10 protein-coding genes are annotated in these 18,916 nt (G+C 72.2%); 2 read left to right on the top strand and 8 right to left on the bottom strand.

From position 1 onward, the window contains the following. Positions 1–4: 4 nt before the first annotated feature. The 7 genes from C6361_RS21970 to araA form a co-directional block, all read right to left on the bottom strand. Entirely contained in the window at positions 5–3,190 is a 3,186-nt protein-coding gene (locus C6361_RS21970; protein WP_369930296.1) for a family 43 glycosylhydrolase, read from the bottom strand. 66 nt (positions 3,191–3,256) lie between these two features. Continuing rightward, positions 3,257–7,996 carry an Ig-like domain-containing protein gene (locus C6361_RS21965; RefSeq protein WP_234358942.1) on the bottom strand — a complete coding sequence of 1,580 codons (4,740 nt, stop codon included), beginning with the start codon at positions 7,994–7,996 and terminating at the stop codon, positions 3,257–3,259. A 28-nt stretch (positions 7,997–8,024) separates the two neighbouring features. Next, positions 8,025–9,956 carry a glycoside hydrolase family 127 protein gene (locus tag C6361_RS21960; protein WP_234358941.1) on the bottom strand — a complete coding sequence of 644 codons (1,932 nt, stop codon included), beginning with the start codon at positions 9,954–9,956 and terminating at the stop codon, positions 8,025–8,027. Then, complete coding sequence (locus tag C6361_RS21955) at positions 9,953–10,867, bottom strand: carbohydrate ABC transporter permease (RefSeq protein WP_107258908.1); 915 nt, start codon at positions 10,865–10,867, stop codon at positions 9,953–9,955. Before C6361_RS21955 ends, C6361_RS21960 begins: the two co-directional genes overlap by 4 nt. Before the next feature lie 4 nt (positions 10,868–10,871). Further along, positions 10,872–11,789: a carbohydrate ABC transporter permease gene (locus tag C6361_RS21950; RefSeq protein WP_107268851.1), complete on the bottom strand. Its 918-nt coding sequence runs from the start codon at positions 11,787–11,789 to the stop codon at positions 10,872–10,874. A gap of 118 nt (positions 11,790–11,907) precedes the next feature. Beyond that, positions 11,908–13,209, bottom strand: coding sequence for a sugar ABC transporter substrate-binding protein (locus C6361_RS21945; RefSeq protein WP_107268850.1), 1,302 nt, complete (start codon positions 13,207–13,209; stop codon positions 11,908–11,910). A gap of 62 nt (positions 13,210–13,271) precedes the next feature. After that, a complete protein-coding gene (gene araA, locus C6361_RS21940) occupies positions 13,272–14,774 on the bottom strand; it encodes an L-arabinose isomerase (protein WP_107271097.1) in 1,503 nt (500 codons plus the stop codon). A 640-nt stretch (positions 14,775–15,414) separates the two neighbouring features. Between araA and C6361_RS21935 the strand changes: the two genes are divergently transcribed. Next, positions 15,415–16,449 carry a tetratricopeptide repeat protein gene (locus C6361_RS21935; protein WP_159079420.1) on the top strand — a complete coding sequence of 345 codons (1,035 nt, stop codon included), beginning with the start codon at positions 15,415–15,417 and terminating at the stop codon, positions 16,447–16,449. Between the two features lie 173 nt (positions 16,450–16,622). After that, on the top strand, positions 16,623–17,933 hold the full coding sequence (locus tag C6361_RS21930; RefSeq protein ID WP_107268848.1) for a M20 family metallopeptidase: 1,311 nt from the start codon (positions 16,623–16,625) through the stop codon (positions 17,931–17,933). Between the two features lie 79 nt (positions 17,934–18,012). On the opposite strand, the gene C6361_RS21925 is transcribed toward C6361_RS21930, so the two are convergent. Continuing rightward, the gene (locus tag C6361_RS21925) at positions 18,013–18,831 is read right to left on the bottom strand and encodes a CPBP family intramembrane glutamic endopeptidase (RefSeq protein WP_234358940.1); all 819 of its coding nucleotides are present in this window, start codon (positions 18,829–18,831) and stop codon (positions 18,013–18,015) included. Positions 18,832–18,916: the final 85 nt, after the last annotated feature.

Genomic DNA, 18,916 nt, shown 5'->3' with positions numbered 1-18,916 from the left:
GAGATCAGTCGGTGCAGCCGACGGCGGGGTGTCCGGCGGAGTGCACGGTGGTCACCTCTTCGCCGCGCACCGTCCCGGTGACCCGCACCGTCACCCAGGTCAGCCCGCCCGCCGGCACCGAGGCCGCCCGGGTGGCGAACGACTGGTAGGCGTTGGCCCCGGGCGCGACCGCCGGCACGGAGCGCTCGCCGTACGCGGTCTCCAGCACGATCCGGACCGGTGCGTCGTGGTCGTTGCGGGCCTGCACGGCGAGGTACGCCCGGCCGGCGAGGCAGCGCGGCACGGCGGTGACGGTGGCCGGCAGCTCGGCCCGTACGCCCGGGTCGTCGGCGTTCACCCGCCACTCGGTGATCGCGACCGCCGAGTAGGTGCTGCCGTTGCCGTTGGCCCGGATCGTGGCCCGGACCCGGGGCGTGCTGACCGGGTCGAAGGTGACGGTGTTGAAGGCGGTGCTGCTGGTGCCGTACCCGGAGGCGCCGGTGACGTCCCGCCAGGCCGAGGTCGACTCGTCCCAGTACTGCAACACCCAGCCGTCGGGCTCGGCGACGCCGTCCCCGGTGCCCTGGTCGGCGTCCCGCCAGAACTTCAGCTCGGTACCGGTGATCCGGATGGGGCGGGCCCAGTCGTACTGGACCCACTGGGTCGCCGGACGGCTGCCGGACCAGGTGCCCCAGAGCTGTGCCTGGGCCGGGTTCGGCGGGTCGGCACCGTCGTTGAGCGCGGCGACGCTGTTCCAGCCGGCGGTGTAGGAGGCGGTCGGGGTGCCGACCGGGCCGATGTTGCCGGTGAGCGGGCCGGAGAGGTCGGCCGGGATGGTGACGGTCCGGGCGGTCTCCAGGTTTCCGGCCGCGTCGAGGGCCCGGAACGAGACGGTGTGCCGGTTCGGGTCCGGAGCCGCGATCGGGCCGGTGTATGGGGTCCAGGCGCCGGTGTCGACGGCGTACTCGATCCGGGCGACCCCGGAGGTGGCGTCGCTCGCGCCCAGCGTGACCCGCCGGGTGCCTCCGTCCACTGTGGCGGTGCTGGCCGGCGGCGTCGCGTCGATGCGTACGGCGAGGTCCGCCCGGGTGGAGACGTTGCCGGCCCGGTCGGTCGCGGTCGCGGTGACGGTGTGCTCGCCGTCGCCTGCGACGGTGACGTCGAGCTGGCGTACCCCGGTGGCGACGCTCGGCTCGGCGTCGTCGACCCGGGCGGCGATGGTCAGCCGGCCGCCCCGGTCGTCGACCCCGGCGGCCCGGACCCGCACCGCCGAGCGGTACCAGCCGGCGGTGCCGGCGCTGCCGCTCGGGGTGAGCGTCACCGTCGGGGCGGTCTCGTCCCCCTCGGTGTCGTCCGGTGAGATGACGGTGACCCGCGCGGCGACCCGCCCGGCGGCGTAGCCGAGCACGGTGCCCCGGGTGTCGAACGTGCCGGGCCGGGCGACCTGCTCCGGGCCGACCGGGTCCCAGAAGACCGGCACCCGCAGCGTCTCGGCGCCGAACGACACCGGCAGCGTGCCGGGCAGCTCCGTCTCGCCGACCTCGACCGTGATCGGTGGCGCGGTGACGGTCTCCGGCTGCGCGGCGAGGACCTTCCACTCCTCGACCGCCACCGCCGAGTAGCTGCTGCCGTTGGTCGAGGCGTCGAAGGTCGCCCGGAGCTGCGTGCTGGTCACCGGGTCGAAGGTGGTGTGCTGGAAGCCCTGGGTGCCGGTCGGATAGCCGCTCGGGTTCGGCACCTCGACCCACTGCCCGGCGTCGAGGTCCCAGTACTCGATCCGCCAGCGGGCCGGCGCGGCGACGCCCACCCCGCTGCCCTGCGGCTGGTCGTTCCAGAAGTCGATCTGCGAACCGGCGATCCGCATCGGCTGGTCCCAGGTGTACTGCACCCACTGCTGGGCCGGGTTGTTGCCGGTCCAGGTCCCCCACATGTCCGGCGGCAGCGGGTTCGACCGGACGATCTCGTCGTTGAGCGCCTTCACCCAGTACTGGGTGGGCACCGGCTCGTTGGAGACGCCGACCGTCGCCTCCTGGGCGATGTTCGCCCGGGGCGTCAGGTCGCGTCCCCGGACCGGGGTCGGCGTCACCGGCCTCATCCGGGGCGGGCTCTGGGTGTCGTCCCACTCCAGCGGGTCGATCGCCACCGATCGGCGGAAGTGGCCGCCGCCGGTCGCGTCGGCGGTGTGGTACGCCAGATACCACCGGCCGTCGAACTCCACGATGCCCGGGTGACTCGTCGTCGAGGAGACCGGGCGGAGGATCGTGCCCCGATAGGTCCACGGTCCGGCCGGCGACGACGCCGTCGCGTAGCCGATGCAGGCGTGGTAGTTCGCCGGGGTGCACGGCGAGGTCGGGCCGGCGTTGTTCCCGGCGTACGCGAAGTAGTAGGTGTCGCCGCGCCGGAAGATCCAGGGCGCCTCGAAGAAGCCGGTCAGCCCGGTGACGGCACGCGGGGTGCCGACCGGGGTCTTCATGTCCGGCTGGAGTTCCAGCGTCCGGAGCTGGCCGAACGAGCCCCAGTAGACGTACACCCGCTGGTCGGGGGCCTGGCCGTCGATCAGGACCGTCGGGTCGATGTTGTGGATGGTGTTCGCCGTGGGCACCCGCTGGGAGATGATCGGGCCGCCCGCGTGGTCGGTCCACGGGCCGGTCGGGCTCGTCGAGACGGCGACGCCGATGGCGAACTTGTCGGCGGCCGGGCTGTCCCGCTCGTGGATCGGGACGTACCAGTAGTAGCGGCCGTCGACGCCCCGGACCACCTGGCCGGCGTACGCCCGGCCCGGTGTGGCCCAGCCGAAGACCTGCTCCGGCCGCATCAGCGACGGGTAGTGGGTCCACCGGCCCGCCTCGACGTCGGTGGTCCGGAACGCGCCCCACTCGTTCATGACGAAGTCGTTCGTGGAGGGTCCGGCCTCGTCGTGTCCGGTGTAGATGTACAGCTCGTCCCGGCCGCTGGAGTTGCCGGGGGCACCGGCCGGCACCACCAGCGGGGCCGGGTCGGCCGAGTAGTAGCTGCCGTCGCCGAGGATCGGGTTGACGGTGTTGGTGAAGGTGTGGGAGTCCGGGGGCTCGGCGGCCCGGGCCGGCGTGCCGGCCGCGACCAGGCCGCCGGCGAGGAGCCCGGCGACCAGCACGGTGGCGGCCCGGCCGGGAAGCCGGCGCGCCGGCCGGTGGGGTGCCGCAGCGGCGCCGCGCCGCACGGTGCTGTTCACGGTGTCGATCTCCTCGCTGTCGCGGGCGGGGTGGCGGCGCCGGTGCGGCGCCGCCACCCCGGGGGGTCAGCCGCAGTCGAGTGCGCCGTAGGGGGTGCCGAGCTGCGCCGTCACCGGCTGGCCGTCGACGGTTCCGGTGGCCTTCACCGTCGCGCTACCGGCCGGCACCGCGCTGGTACGGGCGTTGAACGCCTGGTAGGCGGCCTTCCCCGGAGCCACCGCCGCGACCGTACGCGTCCCGTACGGCGTGACCAGCTCGATCGCCAGCGGCACCGCCTCGGCGTTGACCGCGTTCACCGAGACGTAGGCGTTGCCGCCGATGCACTGGGTGCGGGTCTGCACCCGGACGTCCCAGGCCGGCTCCTCCGGCGGGTCGCCCACGGTCAGGGTCAGGGTGGTCCGGGTGGTACCCGCCTCGCTGACGTAGTCGGGCAGGACCAGGTTGCCGATCACGGTGTACCGGCCGGGGGTGTCGACGACGCTCTCGTCGAAGTCCCAGTCGACCCCGATCGCCTGGTTGTCCCGGGACCCGTCGTTGTAGGAGACCTCCACCCGCTCCGGCAGGTACGGCAGCTCGCCGACCTCGACGTCCTGCTGGAACGTCTCGGCACCCTGGATCGAGATGCCGCCCGGGGCGGTCTCCGGCCGCACGTAGACCCGGGCCTCGGCGATCAGCCCGTACGCGTCGTTCGTGCCGTAGACCACGAACGGCTCGACGTTTGTCTCCGCGACCATCTCCGGGGTGATCTCCTGCCAGTCGAACCCGACCCTGCCCCGGGCACCGCTGGCGTAGATCCCGTCGAGTTCGGCCGGCAGGGTCGGCACCTGGCCCACGGTGGTCCGGATCAGCACCGGGGACCGCACCGACTCGACGGTCTCGCCGTTGGCGCGCCAGCGCAGCACGCCGGTACCCGCCCCGCTGCCCTGCACACCCCAGATCCGGATCCGCAGCCGGCTGGTGGTGATCGGGGTGAAGTCGAGGTGGTTGTAGGTGTTGGTGGCGAGCGCGTCGGCGTACGCGGACCCGTTGGTCAGGGTGACCGGGGTCCAGGTGGTGCCGTCGGTGGAGGACTCGACGGCGTACGTGGTGGCCGTCGGCCGACGGGTCCCGCCGTTGTCGTCGTACCAGTAGATGTCGGTCGACGAGAGCCGCACCGGCGAGGTCCAGCGGTATTCGAGCCACGCCTCCCGCTCCGGGCTGGTGCCGTTCTGCGGCAGGTTCCAGTTGCCCCAGCCGTTTCCGGCGCCCGGGTTCGAGTTGGCCGGCGTGCTCGCCTCGTTGACCCGCTGGTGGTTCTCCCAGGAGGCGGTGCCGCTGGTGGTGATCGCCGCCGTGGCACCGAACTCCGCCACCACCTCCCGCTCGGCGAGGGTCACCGGCACGGTCGCCTCCGACCGCTTCTCGCCGTCGTCGGCGAAGAACCGGAAGACGTACTCCCCGGCGACCGTGCCGGTCACCCGGGTCGCCGTCGCCGACGGGTCGGCGAAGATGACGCCCGCGCCGGCCGGCTTCGAGACGGTCTCCCAGCCGAAGCGCAGCTCCTTGTCGTACGGGACGCCGTCGTCGGCGGCGGTGCCGACCAGCCGGGTGGAGAGGTTTCCGTCCGCCGAACCGTCCCGGACGGCGGTGACCGTCGGGGCCTGGTTGGCCACGTCCGGCACGTCCCGGCCGGAGTCGAAGACCTGGATCTCGGAGATCGCGGTGAAGAAGGTCGGGTTGTTGGTGAAGGCGATCCGTACCCGCTGCGTCGTCACGGTCTCGAAGAGCGCCTCGTTGAACTTCGCCGACGGTACGGTCGGGTTCTTGAACTGGCCCGGCACCTCCCGCCAGCCGCCGTCGCCGTCGGGCACCTGGATCCACCAGCGTGCCGGCTCGCGATAGCCGCCGGCCTGCCGGTCACTGACGAAGAAGACCTTCACGTTGTCGAAGGACCTCGCCGCCCCGAGGTCGAGTTCGACGTAGCCGTTCCGGTCGGTGGTGCCGTAGTTGCCCCAGTACGGTTCGTTCGCGGTGACGCCGTCGGTCACCGCGGCCAGCGAGACCGGCCGCTCGGTCTCCTTGATCGCACCCGGTGTGTGGTTCATCGAGGTGCTGCTCCAGCCGGGCGTGTGGAACTGCCGCCACGGCGTCGGCCGGACGCCCTGCTGGGTGTAGGAGGAGCGCAGCTCGGCACCGGTCGCCAGATTCGGCGCGTCCTCGGTGAGGTCGATGCCGGCCGTCTTGAGATATCCGACGACGCGGTCGTCCTGCACCGGGGTCTCCACCGCGCTCGGGAAGTCGGTCCCGGTGGCGGCGGTGAAGGTGACGGTCACGCCCGGCTCGGCCTGCACCTGGTTGGTGTTCGGGTCGTAGCTGAGCTTGCCGAGCCGGTCGGTGCTGACCTTCCGCTCGCCGTTGAGGAAGAGGCTGTAGCCGGCGCCGAGGCCGTACTTCGTGCCGTCCGGGTCCCAGACGACGGTGACGTCCTGCCCGTGGTAGCGCAGGTTGTTGACCATGAAGTGGTCGTAGCCGAAGTTGATCGGCCACAGCTCGATCTTGTCGTCGGAGCGCGGCTGGAGCCCCGCCATGTCCTCGACGAAGATGTAGCTCATGTTGCCGAGCATCACGTGGTTGGGGTTGTTCCGGTTGTAGGTCTTCGTCGTCGGGTTCCAGTTGGAGTAGTACTCGGCCTGGTTCGGCGCCCGCACGTCCGCGTTCGGGTAGATGCTCCAGGCCATCCAGTCCAGCAGCCGCTTGGCGTACTCCGGGGTGATGTACTTCTGCTCCGGGTCGTAGTGCCGTAGCGCCGAGCGGACCCCGCGATACTGCACCGTGAAGTTGATGTTCGAGAAGTTGTTGGAACCGCCGATCCCGTACGCCGCCCGGTCGTACTGGTTGGCGGTGTAGAACGGGAAGATCGGGAAGTTGTCGCCGTAGGTGAGGAAGCGGAACCCGTCGACGTAGGACTGCCACTGGTCGAACGGGATCAGGTTCTCGGCGTAGACGTCGTAGAGGTTCGACTCCTTCGCCGGGATCAGCGTGCGGGCCGACTCCGGCAACGGGTTCGGCCGGCCGTTGGAGCTGGCCGCGCTGGTGGCGCCGTGCGACGTGCCGGCCAGGAACATCCGCATGTCCGGGCTCCACAGTCGGCCGAGGATCGCGTCCCGGATCGCGTTGGCGCTGGCCGCCATCTGGTCGACCTTGGCCTGGTCGCTGCCGGCGATCTGGTGCAGTTGCCGGGCCGCGTCGAAGGCACCCCAGACGTACGCCGACTCCGGGCGCTCGATCGTCCGCGCTCCGGGTGCCCCGGCGTTCGCCTTCGGGAAGCCGAACGAGATCGCGTCGGCGTCGTTGCCCGGCATGTAGTTGGTGTCGTAGGCGATCAGCTTGTCGTCGTTGCCGTCGTAGTGTTCGAGCTGCCCGACACCGTCGCCCTCGAAGTAGCCGGCGAACTTCCGGGCGATCTCCGCCCCGCCGCCGTGCACGTTGTACGCCTCCAGCCCGGCGGTGCCGAGGTACTGCGAGTAGTGGTTGTTCCAGCTCGTGTGCCCGGGGCTGTCCAGGAACGCCGAGGAGCCGGAGAGTTCACCGATGTTGAGGATCTGCCCGTACGGCAGGTAGGGGGTACGCAGCCACTTGGTGTCCTGGAGGTGCATCGGCTGGGTCAGCGCCACCGAGTTCTGGTAGAGGTTCACCCCCTCGATCGTCGTCGGGTACTGGTAGACGTGGCCGGGCGCGTTCGCGTCCAGGCTGTTGTAGCGCTCGCCCCACCACCGGTAGACGATCGCCTTTTCCAGGGCCGGGTCGGGGACGTCGACGTACGGCACGTCCTGCGCCCAGCGGCGGTTGAAGTCGGTGATCCCGGTCCGGACCGCCTCGCCCGCGGGCATCGCGGCGTACCGCCGGTAGCTCGGCACCGTCTCCGGCAGGGTCGCCGAGGAGACGGCGCCGACGACGGAGAGCGAGACCGTGCCGCCGGCCGGCACGGTGACCTCCCGGTCCAGGTTGCTGCCGCTGCGGGTGAAGCCGGCGCCGGTGAGGTCGACCCGGACGGTGTTCCAGGCGGTGTCGACGAGGCCGTTGTTGGCGCCGCTGGTGATGGTGCGGGTGCCGGTGAGTTCGGCGGCCCCCTCGCCGGCCTGGGTGGCCAGCGGCGACGCGGCGCGGACGGTGAAGGTCGCCGCCTCCGCACCCGGGTTGCCGAGGTTGATCGCGGTGACCGCGACGTTGTCGTAGGTGATGAACTTGGTCAGCTCGGCGGTGACCCCGGTGCTGCCGATCGTGTAGCGACCCCTGGCGTGGCTGGGCGCGTTGAACCGGTCGGCGCCGACCTCGGTGACCGTCTGCCCCGGCACGGTGACGGTGTAGAGGTTGCCGAGGTTGTTGGGGCCGCCGACGAAGGTGTTGCCGGCGAAGCCCATCACGGAGAAGTTGCTGTTGCTGGCCCCGCGCAGGTAGAGCGAACGGCCCCGGGTCATCAACACCGCCGAGCCGAGCGTGCCGCGCACCCCCAGCACCCGGTCGAGGTAGTAGTCCGTGCCGCCGGCCGCGAGATCCCTGTCGAAGATCGACTGGTACATGCTGGACGCGGTGAACGGCACGCCCGGCTTGAGCTGCTCGGCCACCTCCGCGACGTTCGTGTAGACGGGGTCACCGATCTCCATCGCGTGGTGCTGCCCGTCGGTGTAGACACCCACGTCGCCCTCGTTGCCCGGCAGGACCGGGGGTGCGGCGTGCGCGGGCGAGGGCGGGCCGACCACCCCCGCCACGACGAGCGCGGCGAGCGCGGCCCAGGTGGGCGCCCTCCTGGTACGTCTGTTGCTCATCTCGTCCTCCTGGTGGGGGTTGGCGCGGTCAGCTCGTCGGGATCCAGACCCGCATGGTGGACGGTCCACGGTTGGCCCAGGCGTGGTACGGGACCAGCGGAACCTCGACGAGGTTCCCCGCCGCCCCGTGCACCGGCCCGGCCCCGACGCCGCCGTAGGGCCAGTCCCGGTCGGGCGGGTCGAGGCGCCGGCAGTTCACCACCACCCGGCTGCCCGCCATGCCGGGTGGCCGGCTCAGGTCGACCCGGAGTTCGTCGACGCTCCCGCCCCCCGGCAGGTCCACCGACTCCACCGCGTACACCAGCGGGCCGCGTTCCACGGCGACGCAGCCCCGGACCGCGTCGATGCGCGGGTCCGGGTGGCTGAACCGGGGCGCCATGGGCAGCCGCAACACCACCTCGTCGCCGGCCCGCCAGACCCGCCGCTCGGTGGCGTAGCCGGGGCGTACCGGCCGGGTCTCGCCGTCGATGGTCAGCGTCGCGCCCTGCTCCGCCCAGCCCGGCACCCGCAGCGCCAGCGTCCACGGACGGCCGTCGCCACCGTCGTCGACCCGCACCCGGATCTCCCCGTCCGCCGGGTAACCGGTGCTGACGGTGATCCGCCGCTCCGCCCCGTCCACCGGGCGGTGCACGACCGTACCGGAGGCGTACTGGTGCAGTTGGAGGCCCTCGTCGTCGGTGGTCGCGACGTACGCCGCCAGGCTGGCCAGGGTGCGGGCCACGTTCGTCGGGCAGCACGACACCTCGTACCAGGGGGCCCGCTGCGCGGCGGCGGCCCGGATGCTCGGCCGGTCGTCGTCCGGGACCGTCCCGGGCTCCCGCCGGTGCAGCGTGTTGGTGTAGAAGAAGCTCCGCCCGTCGGCCGCCGGTGACGTCGACACCACGTTGAAGAGCGTCCGCTCGATCAGGTCGGCGTACCCGGAGTCGCCGCAGGCGAGCAGCAGCCGCCAGGCCAGCATCACCGACCCGACCCCGGCACAGGTCTCCGAGTAGGCGCGGTCGGGTGGCAGCACCCAGTCCTCACCGAACGCCTCGTCCTGGTGCCGGGAGCCCTGTCCACCGGTGACGTACGTGCGCCGGGCCACCGCAGTCCGCCACTGGTCGCGTACCGCCTTGAGCAGGCCGGGGTCGTCGGTCTCGGTGGCGACGTCGACCGCACCGGCGGCGAGGTAGTTCGCCCGGACCGCATGCCCGCGCAGCGCCGTCGCCTGGCGTACCGGGGTCTCGTCCTGGAAGTACTCCCGGCGCCACTCCACGTCGCCGAGCCGGCCGTGGCCGCGCCGCTCGACGAAGAGCGCCGCCTGGTCGAGGTAGCGGTCGTCCCCGGTGACCCGGCCGAACTCCGCCAGCGCGGGCTCGATCTCCGGGTGCCCGCAGAGGCCGTCGATGCCGTCCGGCCCGAAGGTCCGGCAGACGTTGTCGGCGGCCCGCCGGGCGATCGCCACCAGCCCGTCGTCCGCGTCCGGGCGGGTACGCGCCCGCGCGACGGCGGCCTGGAGCAGGTGGCCGACGCAGTAGAGCTCGTGGCCCCAGCGCAGGTCCGACCAGCGCGGCGGCTGGCCGGGGTGACCGAACTTGGTGTTCAGGTAGCCGTCGGCGTCCTGGGCCCGACCCACCCGGCGCACCACGGCGCGGAACCTCGCCTCCAGTCCCGGGTCGTCGCTGCGACCGATCTCCCAGGCCATCGCCTCCAGGAACTTGTAGACCTCCGAGTCGGAGAACTCCCGCCCCCGGCGCCCCCCGGCCAGGTCGCCGCCGTCGGCCACCAGGTCGAAGTTGCGGATCCAGCCCTCCCGTTCGAGCCAGTGCCCGATGTGGTCGAGACTGGCCGCCGCGTTGACGGACTGACGTTCGGCCCAGAAGCCGCCGGTGATGCGGACCTCGTCCAGTCCGAGCGGCCGGAGCCGCCCTCGGCTCGGCAGGACGGGGGCCGCCGTGGAGGCGCTGGGTGCCATGGTCATCCCTTCAGTGCGCCGGACATGAATCCGCGCACGTAGTGTCGTTGGAGCAGCAGGAACAGCACGACGCACGGAAGCGCCAGCACGACGACGCCGGCTTCCGTCGCGCCGTAGTCGACGACGCCCTGCACCTGGCCGCGAAGGTTGGAGACGGCGAGCGGCAGCGTCATCCGCTCGGAGTCGTTGATCAGGATCAGCGGCGCCATGAAGTCGTTCCAGGCGGCGAGGAACGCGAAGAGTCCCACGGTGATCAGGCCCGGCTTGACCGCCGGGATCAGTACCCGCCACAGCGCGCTGAACGACGAGCAGCCGTCGACCTTCGCCGCCTCGTCGAGTTCGCGCGGCACCGCCTCGAAGGAGATGCGCATCAGGAAGGTGGAGAACGGCAACTGGAACATGGTGAGCACCAGGGCGACACCGACCAGCGAGTTCGCCAGCCCGACCTCGTTGAGCAGGACGTAGAGCGGGATGAGCAGGGTCGCGTACGGCACCATCAGGATGGCCAGGGTGAGCAGGAAGAGGAGGTTCCGGCCGGGGAAGCGGAACCGGGCGAAGGCGTACCCGCCGAGCAGTGAGACCAGCAGCGTGAGCGCGACCGTCAGCAGCGAGACGAACGCCGAGTTGGCGAGGTAGCGCCACACCCCGGCCTGGTAGTCGGCGAGGGTCGTGTAGTTGCCGAAGCCCCATCCGGTCACCTGGTTGGTGCCCGCCTGCGGGGAGACCGAGGCGACGGCGGTCCAGACCAGCGGAAAGAGGAAGATCACCGCCACCGCTCCGGTGAAGACCCAGTAGGGCGTCCGGAAGGCGACACCGGCGATGGTGAGGCCGCGCGGCCTCGGCCTGCTCGGCACCCGCTCCGGCGGCCGGGGCGGCCCCGCCACCGCGGCCCGGGTGGGCCTGGAATCGACGGTCATGGCGTCAGTTCTCCTCGGACCGGAAGGCGCGCAGTTGCAGCGCGTTGATGAGGACCAGGGCCGCCAGCACGACGACCGAGAGCGCCGCCGCGACGCCGAGGTCGTTCTGCCCCTGGAACGCGATCATGTAGATGAGCTGGACCACCGTGATGGTGCTGTTGTCCGGGCCACCCTTGGTGAGGATGTAGAACTGCTCGAAGGCGAGCAGCGAGCCGGTCACGCAGAGCACGGTGGTCAGCGCCAGCGTCGGGCGGAGCAGCGGCAGGGTGACGCTCCGGAACGTCTGCCAGCGGGTCGCCCCGTCCGACCGCGCCGCCTCGAAGACGTCCGCCGGGATGCTCTGCAACCCGACCAGCATCAGCACCATGTAGAAGCCGGCGTAGCGCCAGACGATGAGGAACACCGTGGAGAAGAGCGCCGCGTTCGGCGAGCCCAGGAACGTGATGCCGAGCCGCTCCACCACCGGCGCCAGCGGGCTCGCGTACGGCGAGTAGAGCACGTAGAACAGCAGGGACGCCGACGCCAGCCCGAGCGCGCTCGGTACCAGGAAGGACGCCCGGAGCAGGTTGTTCCACCGGCTGGACTCCTGCACCAGCAGGGCCATCCCCAGGCCGAGCGCGAGCAGCAGTACGGTCGCGATCACCGTGTACTTGAGGGTGAAGACCACCGAGTCGGTGAAGAAGCGGTGGTTGACCGCCTTGGTGAAGTTCTCCGGCGCGTTGATCCCCTGGTCGCCGCTGAGCAACGGCCAGCGGGACAGCGACATCTTGATCACGAGCAGCAGTGGCACCACGAACAGCGCCACCACGAATGCCGCGGTCGGCGTGGCGTAGATCCAGCCGAGCAGGGCCTGCCGTCGGCTGGGCCGGACCGGGCCCGGCCTCGCCGCACTGGGTGGCCGGGCCGGTGCGCTGACGTTCATCACAACTCCTCGTTCGATCGGCGACGGGCCGGACCGGCGACGGTTGGCGAGTGCGGCGCGGCCGACGTATGCCGGGTCCGCACAGCGGCGGACCGGCACACGCCCGCGGCGACGCCGCCTACTGCTGGAGTACCGCCGTGATTTCCTTGTTGTCCTTCGCCAGGTCCCCGCTGCCGTTGAGCACCTGGTTGCGGACCAGGGTCAGCCAGGGGCTGCCCGGTGCGTTGAACGCCTGCTGGAAGTTGAGTGCGACCGGGGTGTCGCCCTTGCCGGCGACCTCGTTGATGGTGACGAGGCGGGGGTCCTGGGCGGCGTACCTGTTGTTCGCCAGGTCGGAGCGGGACACCACGTCCTTGTTCTTGGCCAGCACCTCCACCTGGGCTTCCTCGGACATCATCCAGCTCAGGAAGTTCCAGGCCTGCGCGGCCTTCTTCGAGTCCTTGGAGACGCCGATGCCGTCCCCGCCGACGAAGGTCGAGGCGCCGCCGTCCGGGCCCGGGATGCCGGCGACACCGACGTCGAACGGCGTCGACGACAGCAGCGTCGCCGGGTAGAACATCAGCCCGACCTTGCCCTCGGTGAACGCCGCCGTCCAGGTCGGCCCGGTCTCGCCGGCCGAGGCGGGCAGGACCGCGCCGGACTTCCACAGGTCGGCCCAGGTGCTGTACACCTTCTGCGCGGTCGGGTCGGCCAGCCTCGCCTCGGTGCCGTCCTCGCTGAGCACCTCGCCGCCGCTGGCCCAGATGGACGGGAACCAGGTGAAGACGAGGCAGCCGCCGCAGTTCAGCCCGGCCGCCGTGCCGTAGACGCCGGCCTTCCTGGTGGCCTGGACGGCCTTCGCGGCGGCGGCGTACTCCGCCAGGTTCGCCGGGGCCTTCTCCGGGTCCAGCCCGGCGTCCTTGAAGAGCTGCTTGTTCCAGAACAGCATCGACAGGTCGAGTACGAAGGGCAGCACGTGCGCCTTGCCGTCCTGGGTACCGGCCGAGAGGTGGCCCTTGTTGATGGCGTCCTTGAAGCCGAGACCGTCGATGTTGCTGCTGAGATCCTGGAAGAGTCCCTGGTTGACCCAGTTCGGCACGTAGACGATGTCGGCGGCGAAGAGGTCCGGCAGCCCGCCGGAGCCGGCCGCCGCGCCCACCTTCGCGACGTAGTCGTCGTTCGGGACGACGGTCAGCTTGACCTTGTTCTGGTGACCGGCGTTGTACGCCTCGACGAGCAGCTTCGCCTGCTTCTCCAGCGGTGCCCGGGTCCAGAGCGTCAGTTCGCTGCCGTCGTCGACGCCGGTGGGACCGGCCTCGGCCACGCCGCCCTGGTCGCCCGGGCCGTCGTCACCGCACGCCGTCGCGCTGAGGATCAGCGTCGCCGCGAGGACTCCGGCCAGGGACCGCCGGACGGTCCGCCCGCCCGATCTTCTTTTCATGATTCTCCTCGGATTCGTGTGGGATGTGCGCCGTTCTCCTTGTTGGTGCGGTAGAGGTGCGGCTAGAGCCGCTGCGCCAGGCGGTGGTAGCCGCTGTTCCAGCGCAGGTGGTTGGCGAACGAGCGGTGGTCGGTCCGGGCGTCGATCATGAGCAGTTCGACGCCGGACATGTCGGCGAAGTCGACGAGCGCCCCCGCACCGACCGCCGTACTGAGTACGGTGTGGTGCGGGCCGCCGGCGAGGAGCCAGCACTCGGCGGAGGTGGCGAGGTCGGGACGCGGGATCCAGACCGCGCGGGCGACCGGCAGCCGGGGCAGCGGCTCGTCCGGCTCGACCAGGTCGATCTCGTTGGCGGTCAGCCGCAGCCGCCCGCCCAGGTCGGCGAGGCCGACGACGAGTCCCGGGCCGGGTGCGGCGGTGAAGACCAGCCGCACCGGGTCCTCCCGGTCACCGATCGACAGCGGGTGGATCTCCAGGCTCGGTCGGGTGGCGGCGATGCTGGGGCAGACCTCCAGCATGTGCGCGCCGAGGATCTTCGGCTCGCCCGGACCCCAGTGGTAGGTGTAGTCCTCCATGAAGGAGGTCCCGCCCGGCCGGTCCCCGGCGACCACCTTGAGGATGCGCAGCAGGGCGGCGGTCTTCCAGTCGCCCTCCCCGCCGAAGCCGTAGCCGTCGGCCATCAGGTTCTGCACGGCCAGGCCGGGAAGTTGCCGCAGGCCGCCCAGGTCCTCGAAGTTGGTGGTGAAGGCGTCGAAACCGCCGTCGACGAGAAACTGGCGGAGCCCGAGTTCGATCCGGGCGCCGTAGCGCAGGGCGGCGTGCCGCTCGCCGCCGCGCCGCAGTTCCGGTACGACGTCGTAGCGCTCCTGGTAGTCGGCGACCAGCCGGGTGACGTCCGCGTCGGCGACCTCGTCGACCGCCGCGACGAGTGCGTTGACCCCGTAGGCGTTGACCGAGATCCCCAGCGTCGCCTGGGCGCCGACCTTGTCGCCGTCGGTGACGGCGACGTCCCGCATGTTGTCGCCGAAGCGGGCCATCCGCAGCGACCGCGCGGCGCGGGCGCCGGTCGCGGCGCGGGCCCAGTCGCTGACCCGTTCGTGTACCGCCGGATCGCCGGCGAAGCCCGCGACGGTCTTGCGGGCCACCCCCAACCGCGACTGGACGTACCCGAACTCGCGGTCGCCGTGTGCCGCCTGGTTGAGGTTCATGAAGTCCATGTCCAGCTCGGTCCAGGGCAGCGACCGGTTGGCCTGGGTGTGCAGGTGCAGCAGCGGCTTGCCGAGCGCGGAGAGGCCGGCGATCCACATCTTCGCCGGTGAGAACGTGTGCATCCAGGCGACGACGCCGACCACCCGGTCTTCGGCGGTGGCGTCCAGACACGTCCGGCGGATCGCGTCGGCGGTGGTCAGCACCGGCTTCCAGACGAGGCGAGGCTGCGCCCGCAGACCGTCGGCGAGCCGCTGGCACACCTCGCGGGACTGTGCGGCGACCTGTTCGAGCACCTCTTCGCCGTAGAGCGACTGGCTTCCCGTCAGGAACCAGATCTCCGCCGGCTCGTTCGCCATGCCCACCTGCGTCACTCCGTTCCACCCGACCGGCCGGATCCGCATCGAAAGCGGCGACGGTTCCGGTCAAGGTCGCTGGCGGCCAGCCACAGCCGCGGGTCAACCGGGCGCGGTGCTCCGCGCCGGAGCGCGCCGAGGCGCCGAGTGGTCGTCACGGTCACCGGCCCCCTCACTGCGCCGAAAACCTTTTCGGAGGATTCTGGTGGCCCGGTTACGGTCATGTCAACAGTGGATTTCGACGCCTGCCTGCGGATCATCGACCAGGATCGACAGCGCCCCGCCCGGCCGCCGGTACCCGCCGAAATGCTTTCGGGACGACCGGCCGACCCCGCAGAGCAGCTCCGCCGAGCCGTGCGCCGCGCTCCCGGCCGGTGCGTGACCCGGCTCCGGCCCAACCGGCCGACACCGCCGCGACGAGCCGCTGCCGGAGCCGTCCGCAGGCCACCCCCGGCGCGGTCCGGGGTTGAAAGCCTTTTCGGCACCGATCTGGGCACTCGCCTGGCGGCCGCCGAGGGTCCGCCGACGCCGGCTCCCCTCGTCGGTATCCTCTGGGCCGACGCCCGTTCCCCCCGGGCCTACCGGAAGTCCGCCGTGGCGCCACGCCGTTGCCTCCGGCGCAGAGCGCACGTCGAGGAGGGTGGTGGCCGGAGAACCGGATCCGCACGCGGCAGCGGTCAGCCGCTCGGACGCGCTGATCCAGTTGGGCCGCTGGGCGCAGGCCGAGGCGCTGCTCCGCCCGGTGCTCGCCACCCGCCCGGACCATCCGACCGCACTGGCCGACCTGGCGTGGATCCTGCGCAACACCGGCCGCCAGGACGAGGCGTACGAGGTCGCCCGCCGGCTGGTGGCGGTCGAGCCGGACTGGCCGACCGCGCTCACCGGGCTGAGCGACCTGCTCTGCCAGCGGAACGAACCGGCCGAGGCCGAACCGTACGCCCGCCGGGTGGTGCAACTCGACCCGGAGAACGCGGCGGGCTGGCTCGCCCTGGCCACCGTACTGGGCAAACTCGGTGCGGAACACGGCGAGGAGGCGCTGCACGCGGCGCGCGAAGCGGTACGGCACGCCCCGGAATGGCCACGGGCGCACTCCGTGCTGTCGATGACGGAGTTCAACCACGGCGACCTCGACCGGGCGGAACGGTCGATGGCCAGGGCGCTCGCCCTGGACCCCGACCACGTGGCCTACCACAACGCGCTCGGGATGATCCAACTGGAACGCGGCGGGCTGGACGAGGCGCTCGGCACCTTCCAACGGGCCGCCGCACTGTCACCGGACGCGACGTCGATCGCCAACATCTTCCGGTTGCTGGAGAGCCACGGCGTACCGGAGCCGTTCGTCGAGTTGTACACCCGGCTACGTACGGCCGTCGGCGACCCCGGCACCGTCGACCCCACCGACCCGCACACCATCGACCACCGGCTGCACTACGTCGACCGGCTCTGGGAGCGCGGCGCCCGCGACACCGCCTGGAGGCTGCTGGAGGCGGTACACCGCGACAACCCCGAGCAGGAGTCGGCGCTCACCGGCTACGCCTACTACGCGCTCCGGCTCGGCCGGGCCGCCGAGGCACTGAGCGCCGCCCGCACCGCCGTACGGGTCGCCCCGGACTCGGCCGAGGCGCGCCGACTGCTCGACGAGGCGACCCGTGCCGTCGAGGACCTGCCGACCGGCTAGCCGGATCGTCGCCCGGGTCGGATCCGACCGTCCTGGATGGACGCCGAGGCGGGTGGTAGGGGTAGCCCTCGGTCGAATGGAGGGGGCAGCTGCAATGCGCTCCCCCGGTCCCGTGCCACAGACTCGGTCCACCGACTTGCTCGGACGGCAGTCGCAGTCTCACGGGAGGAAGCATGTCGCACTCGGACAGCCCGGTCGTCAGCCGGCGCACGCTGCTCGGTGGCGCCGCCGTCGCCGTACTCGGCGGCGGGCTGACGGCCGCGGTGGGCGCACCGGCCGCCGGTGCGCCGCCCCGCCCCGGTGCTCCGGCATCCGGGCCGGTCGACGGGCGGGCGGTGCACGCCGTGGCGTCCCGGCTGGACCGCGACCTCGTCGAGCTGCGCCGCGACCTCCACCGGCACCCCGAGACGGCGGGCGAGGAGCGGCGCACCTCCGCCGTGGTGGCGCGGCGACTTCGCGCGGCCGGCCTGGAGGTCAGGACGGGGGTCGGCGGTCACGGGGTCGTCGCGGTCCTCACCGGCGCCCGGCCCGGCCGGACGGTCGCCTACCGGGCCGACATGGACGCGGTGCCGCCGGGCGACCAGTTCGGCGGCGGCACGCGACCGGCCCACCTGTGCGGGCACGACCTGCACACCGCCGTGGGGGTGGGGGTGGCACAGGTACTGGCACTGCTGCGCGACCGGCTCACCGGCTCGGTGGTGTTCGTCTTCCAGCCCGCCGAGGAGGCGCTCGCCGGTGCCGCCGCGATGCTCGACGACGACCTGTTCGGCCGGGCCCGGCCGGCGGAGATCCACGCCCTGCACTGCGGTCCCTTCCCGGTCGGCCAGTTCGTCGTCACGCCCGGGTCCGGGCTCCCCGGCCAGGACCGGGGCGTGGTGACCCTGACGGGTCCGGACGCGACCGCCCGGGCGCAGCAGCTCGCCGCCGCGATCAACGCCCTCGGCACCGTCTCCCCGCCCGCCACGCCCGCGGACCTCGAACGGCTGGTCACGGACATCCAGACCCCGGACGGGCCGTTGGCCGAGTTCGTCTTCATGCGGGCGGAGGCACCGGACGCCGCCGGCCCGCCGGAGGTCCGGATCTCCTACCGCTGCTGGCCGGAACAGCGGTACACCGGGATCCGCGAGGAGATCCGCCGACTCGCGAACTCGTCCGGCGGGGCGTCGGTGAGCTTCCGGGACACCCCGTTCCCGGCCATGCTCTGCCCGGAGCGGGAGGGCCTGGCCCTGCAGCGCCATCTGCGGCAGAACCTCGGCGCTGCCCGGGTGGCGAGGCTGCACGCCCCGGTGCCGTTCAACGGCGAGGACTTCGCCCTCTTCCTCGACCGGCTGCCCGGCACCTACACCTTCCTCGGCGTCCGCGCCCCGGGGGCCGGCATCGAGACCAGCGCTCCACACTTCGGCACCTTCGACCCGGACGAGCGGGCCATCGGGTACGGCGTCCGCGCGATGGCCGGCTGGCTGGCCCGGCGTACCCACGGTTAGCGCACCCCACCCCGTCCCGTCGGGTACGGGCCGGGTCGACGGCTCCGCGCCGCCCACCGGTCGACCCCGGCGGGCGGCGTCACCACGGCAGACCGGTCGCCAGGGCCGCGATGGCGAGGCCATGCGCCAGCACGGCCGGAGTGAGGCCGTGACGCAGGCGCAGGAAGGCGCAGACGAGCCCCTCCCACGCGGTGAACGCCAGGAGCGGCCAGCCGAGGTCGGTGACGGTGGAGGCGAGGAAGCTGTGGCAGGCCCCGAAGAAGAGCCCGGACAGCAACGCGGCGCGTACCGGGCTGGTCAGCTGGGCCAGCCGGGACTGCAACAGGCCCCGGAAGAGCACCTCCTCGAAGAGGTTGCCGGCGAGGCAGAAGAACAGGATCACCGGGATCGCGGAGAGCGCGACGGTGCCGCCCCGCTCCACCGGTGGCCAGCGGCTGGCGATGGCCAGAACCGGGCCCGCGGCCAGGGCGGCCCCGGCGATGCCCAGACCGACCCCGGCGAGGTCGGGGCGTTGTCGAGGGACGAGCGCGCGGAGCCGTCGGTCGCCGGCCAGCACCGTCGCGGTGAGGGCCAGGGTGGCGACGCCGAGCGCGGCCAGCAGTGCGGTGTCGGTGCTGAACCGCAGCCAGGGCGCCAGGCCGCCGACGGTGCCGAGCCGCCACAGCCCGAGGGGTGTCATGGCGTCGCGGATCAGGACGAAACCGAGGATGAGCAGGACGATCGACAGCAGTGGATCACGTTGCCGGCGGGTCAGCAGCAGGCAGCCGGTGACCAGCGTGAGGCCGGGTGCTATCCGCAGCAGATAGCCGAGGAGGTCGGTCAGCATGCCCGGGTACACCCCCGGGGCTCGCCGGTCGGTGCCGGAGCCGCACCCGCCGAAGGCGGCGGTACGGTCCACGGCGCACGGCGTAGCGGCAGAGCCGCCGAAGAATCACGCACAGAGTCCTCCCGGGACAGCCGCACCGGGTGGAGAGTCAGGCGAG

It is taken from the genome of Plantactinospora sp. BC1, assembly GCF_003030345.1.
Lineage (GTDB): Bacteria > Actinomycetota > Actinomycetes > Mycobacteriales > Micromonosporaceae > Plantactinospora.
The sequence above is the reverse complement of the archived record's forward strand: the minus strand, read 5'-3'. Positions and strand labels throughout refer to the sequence as shown.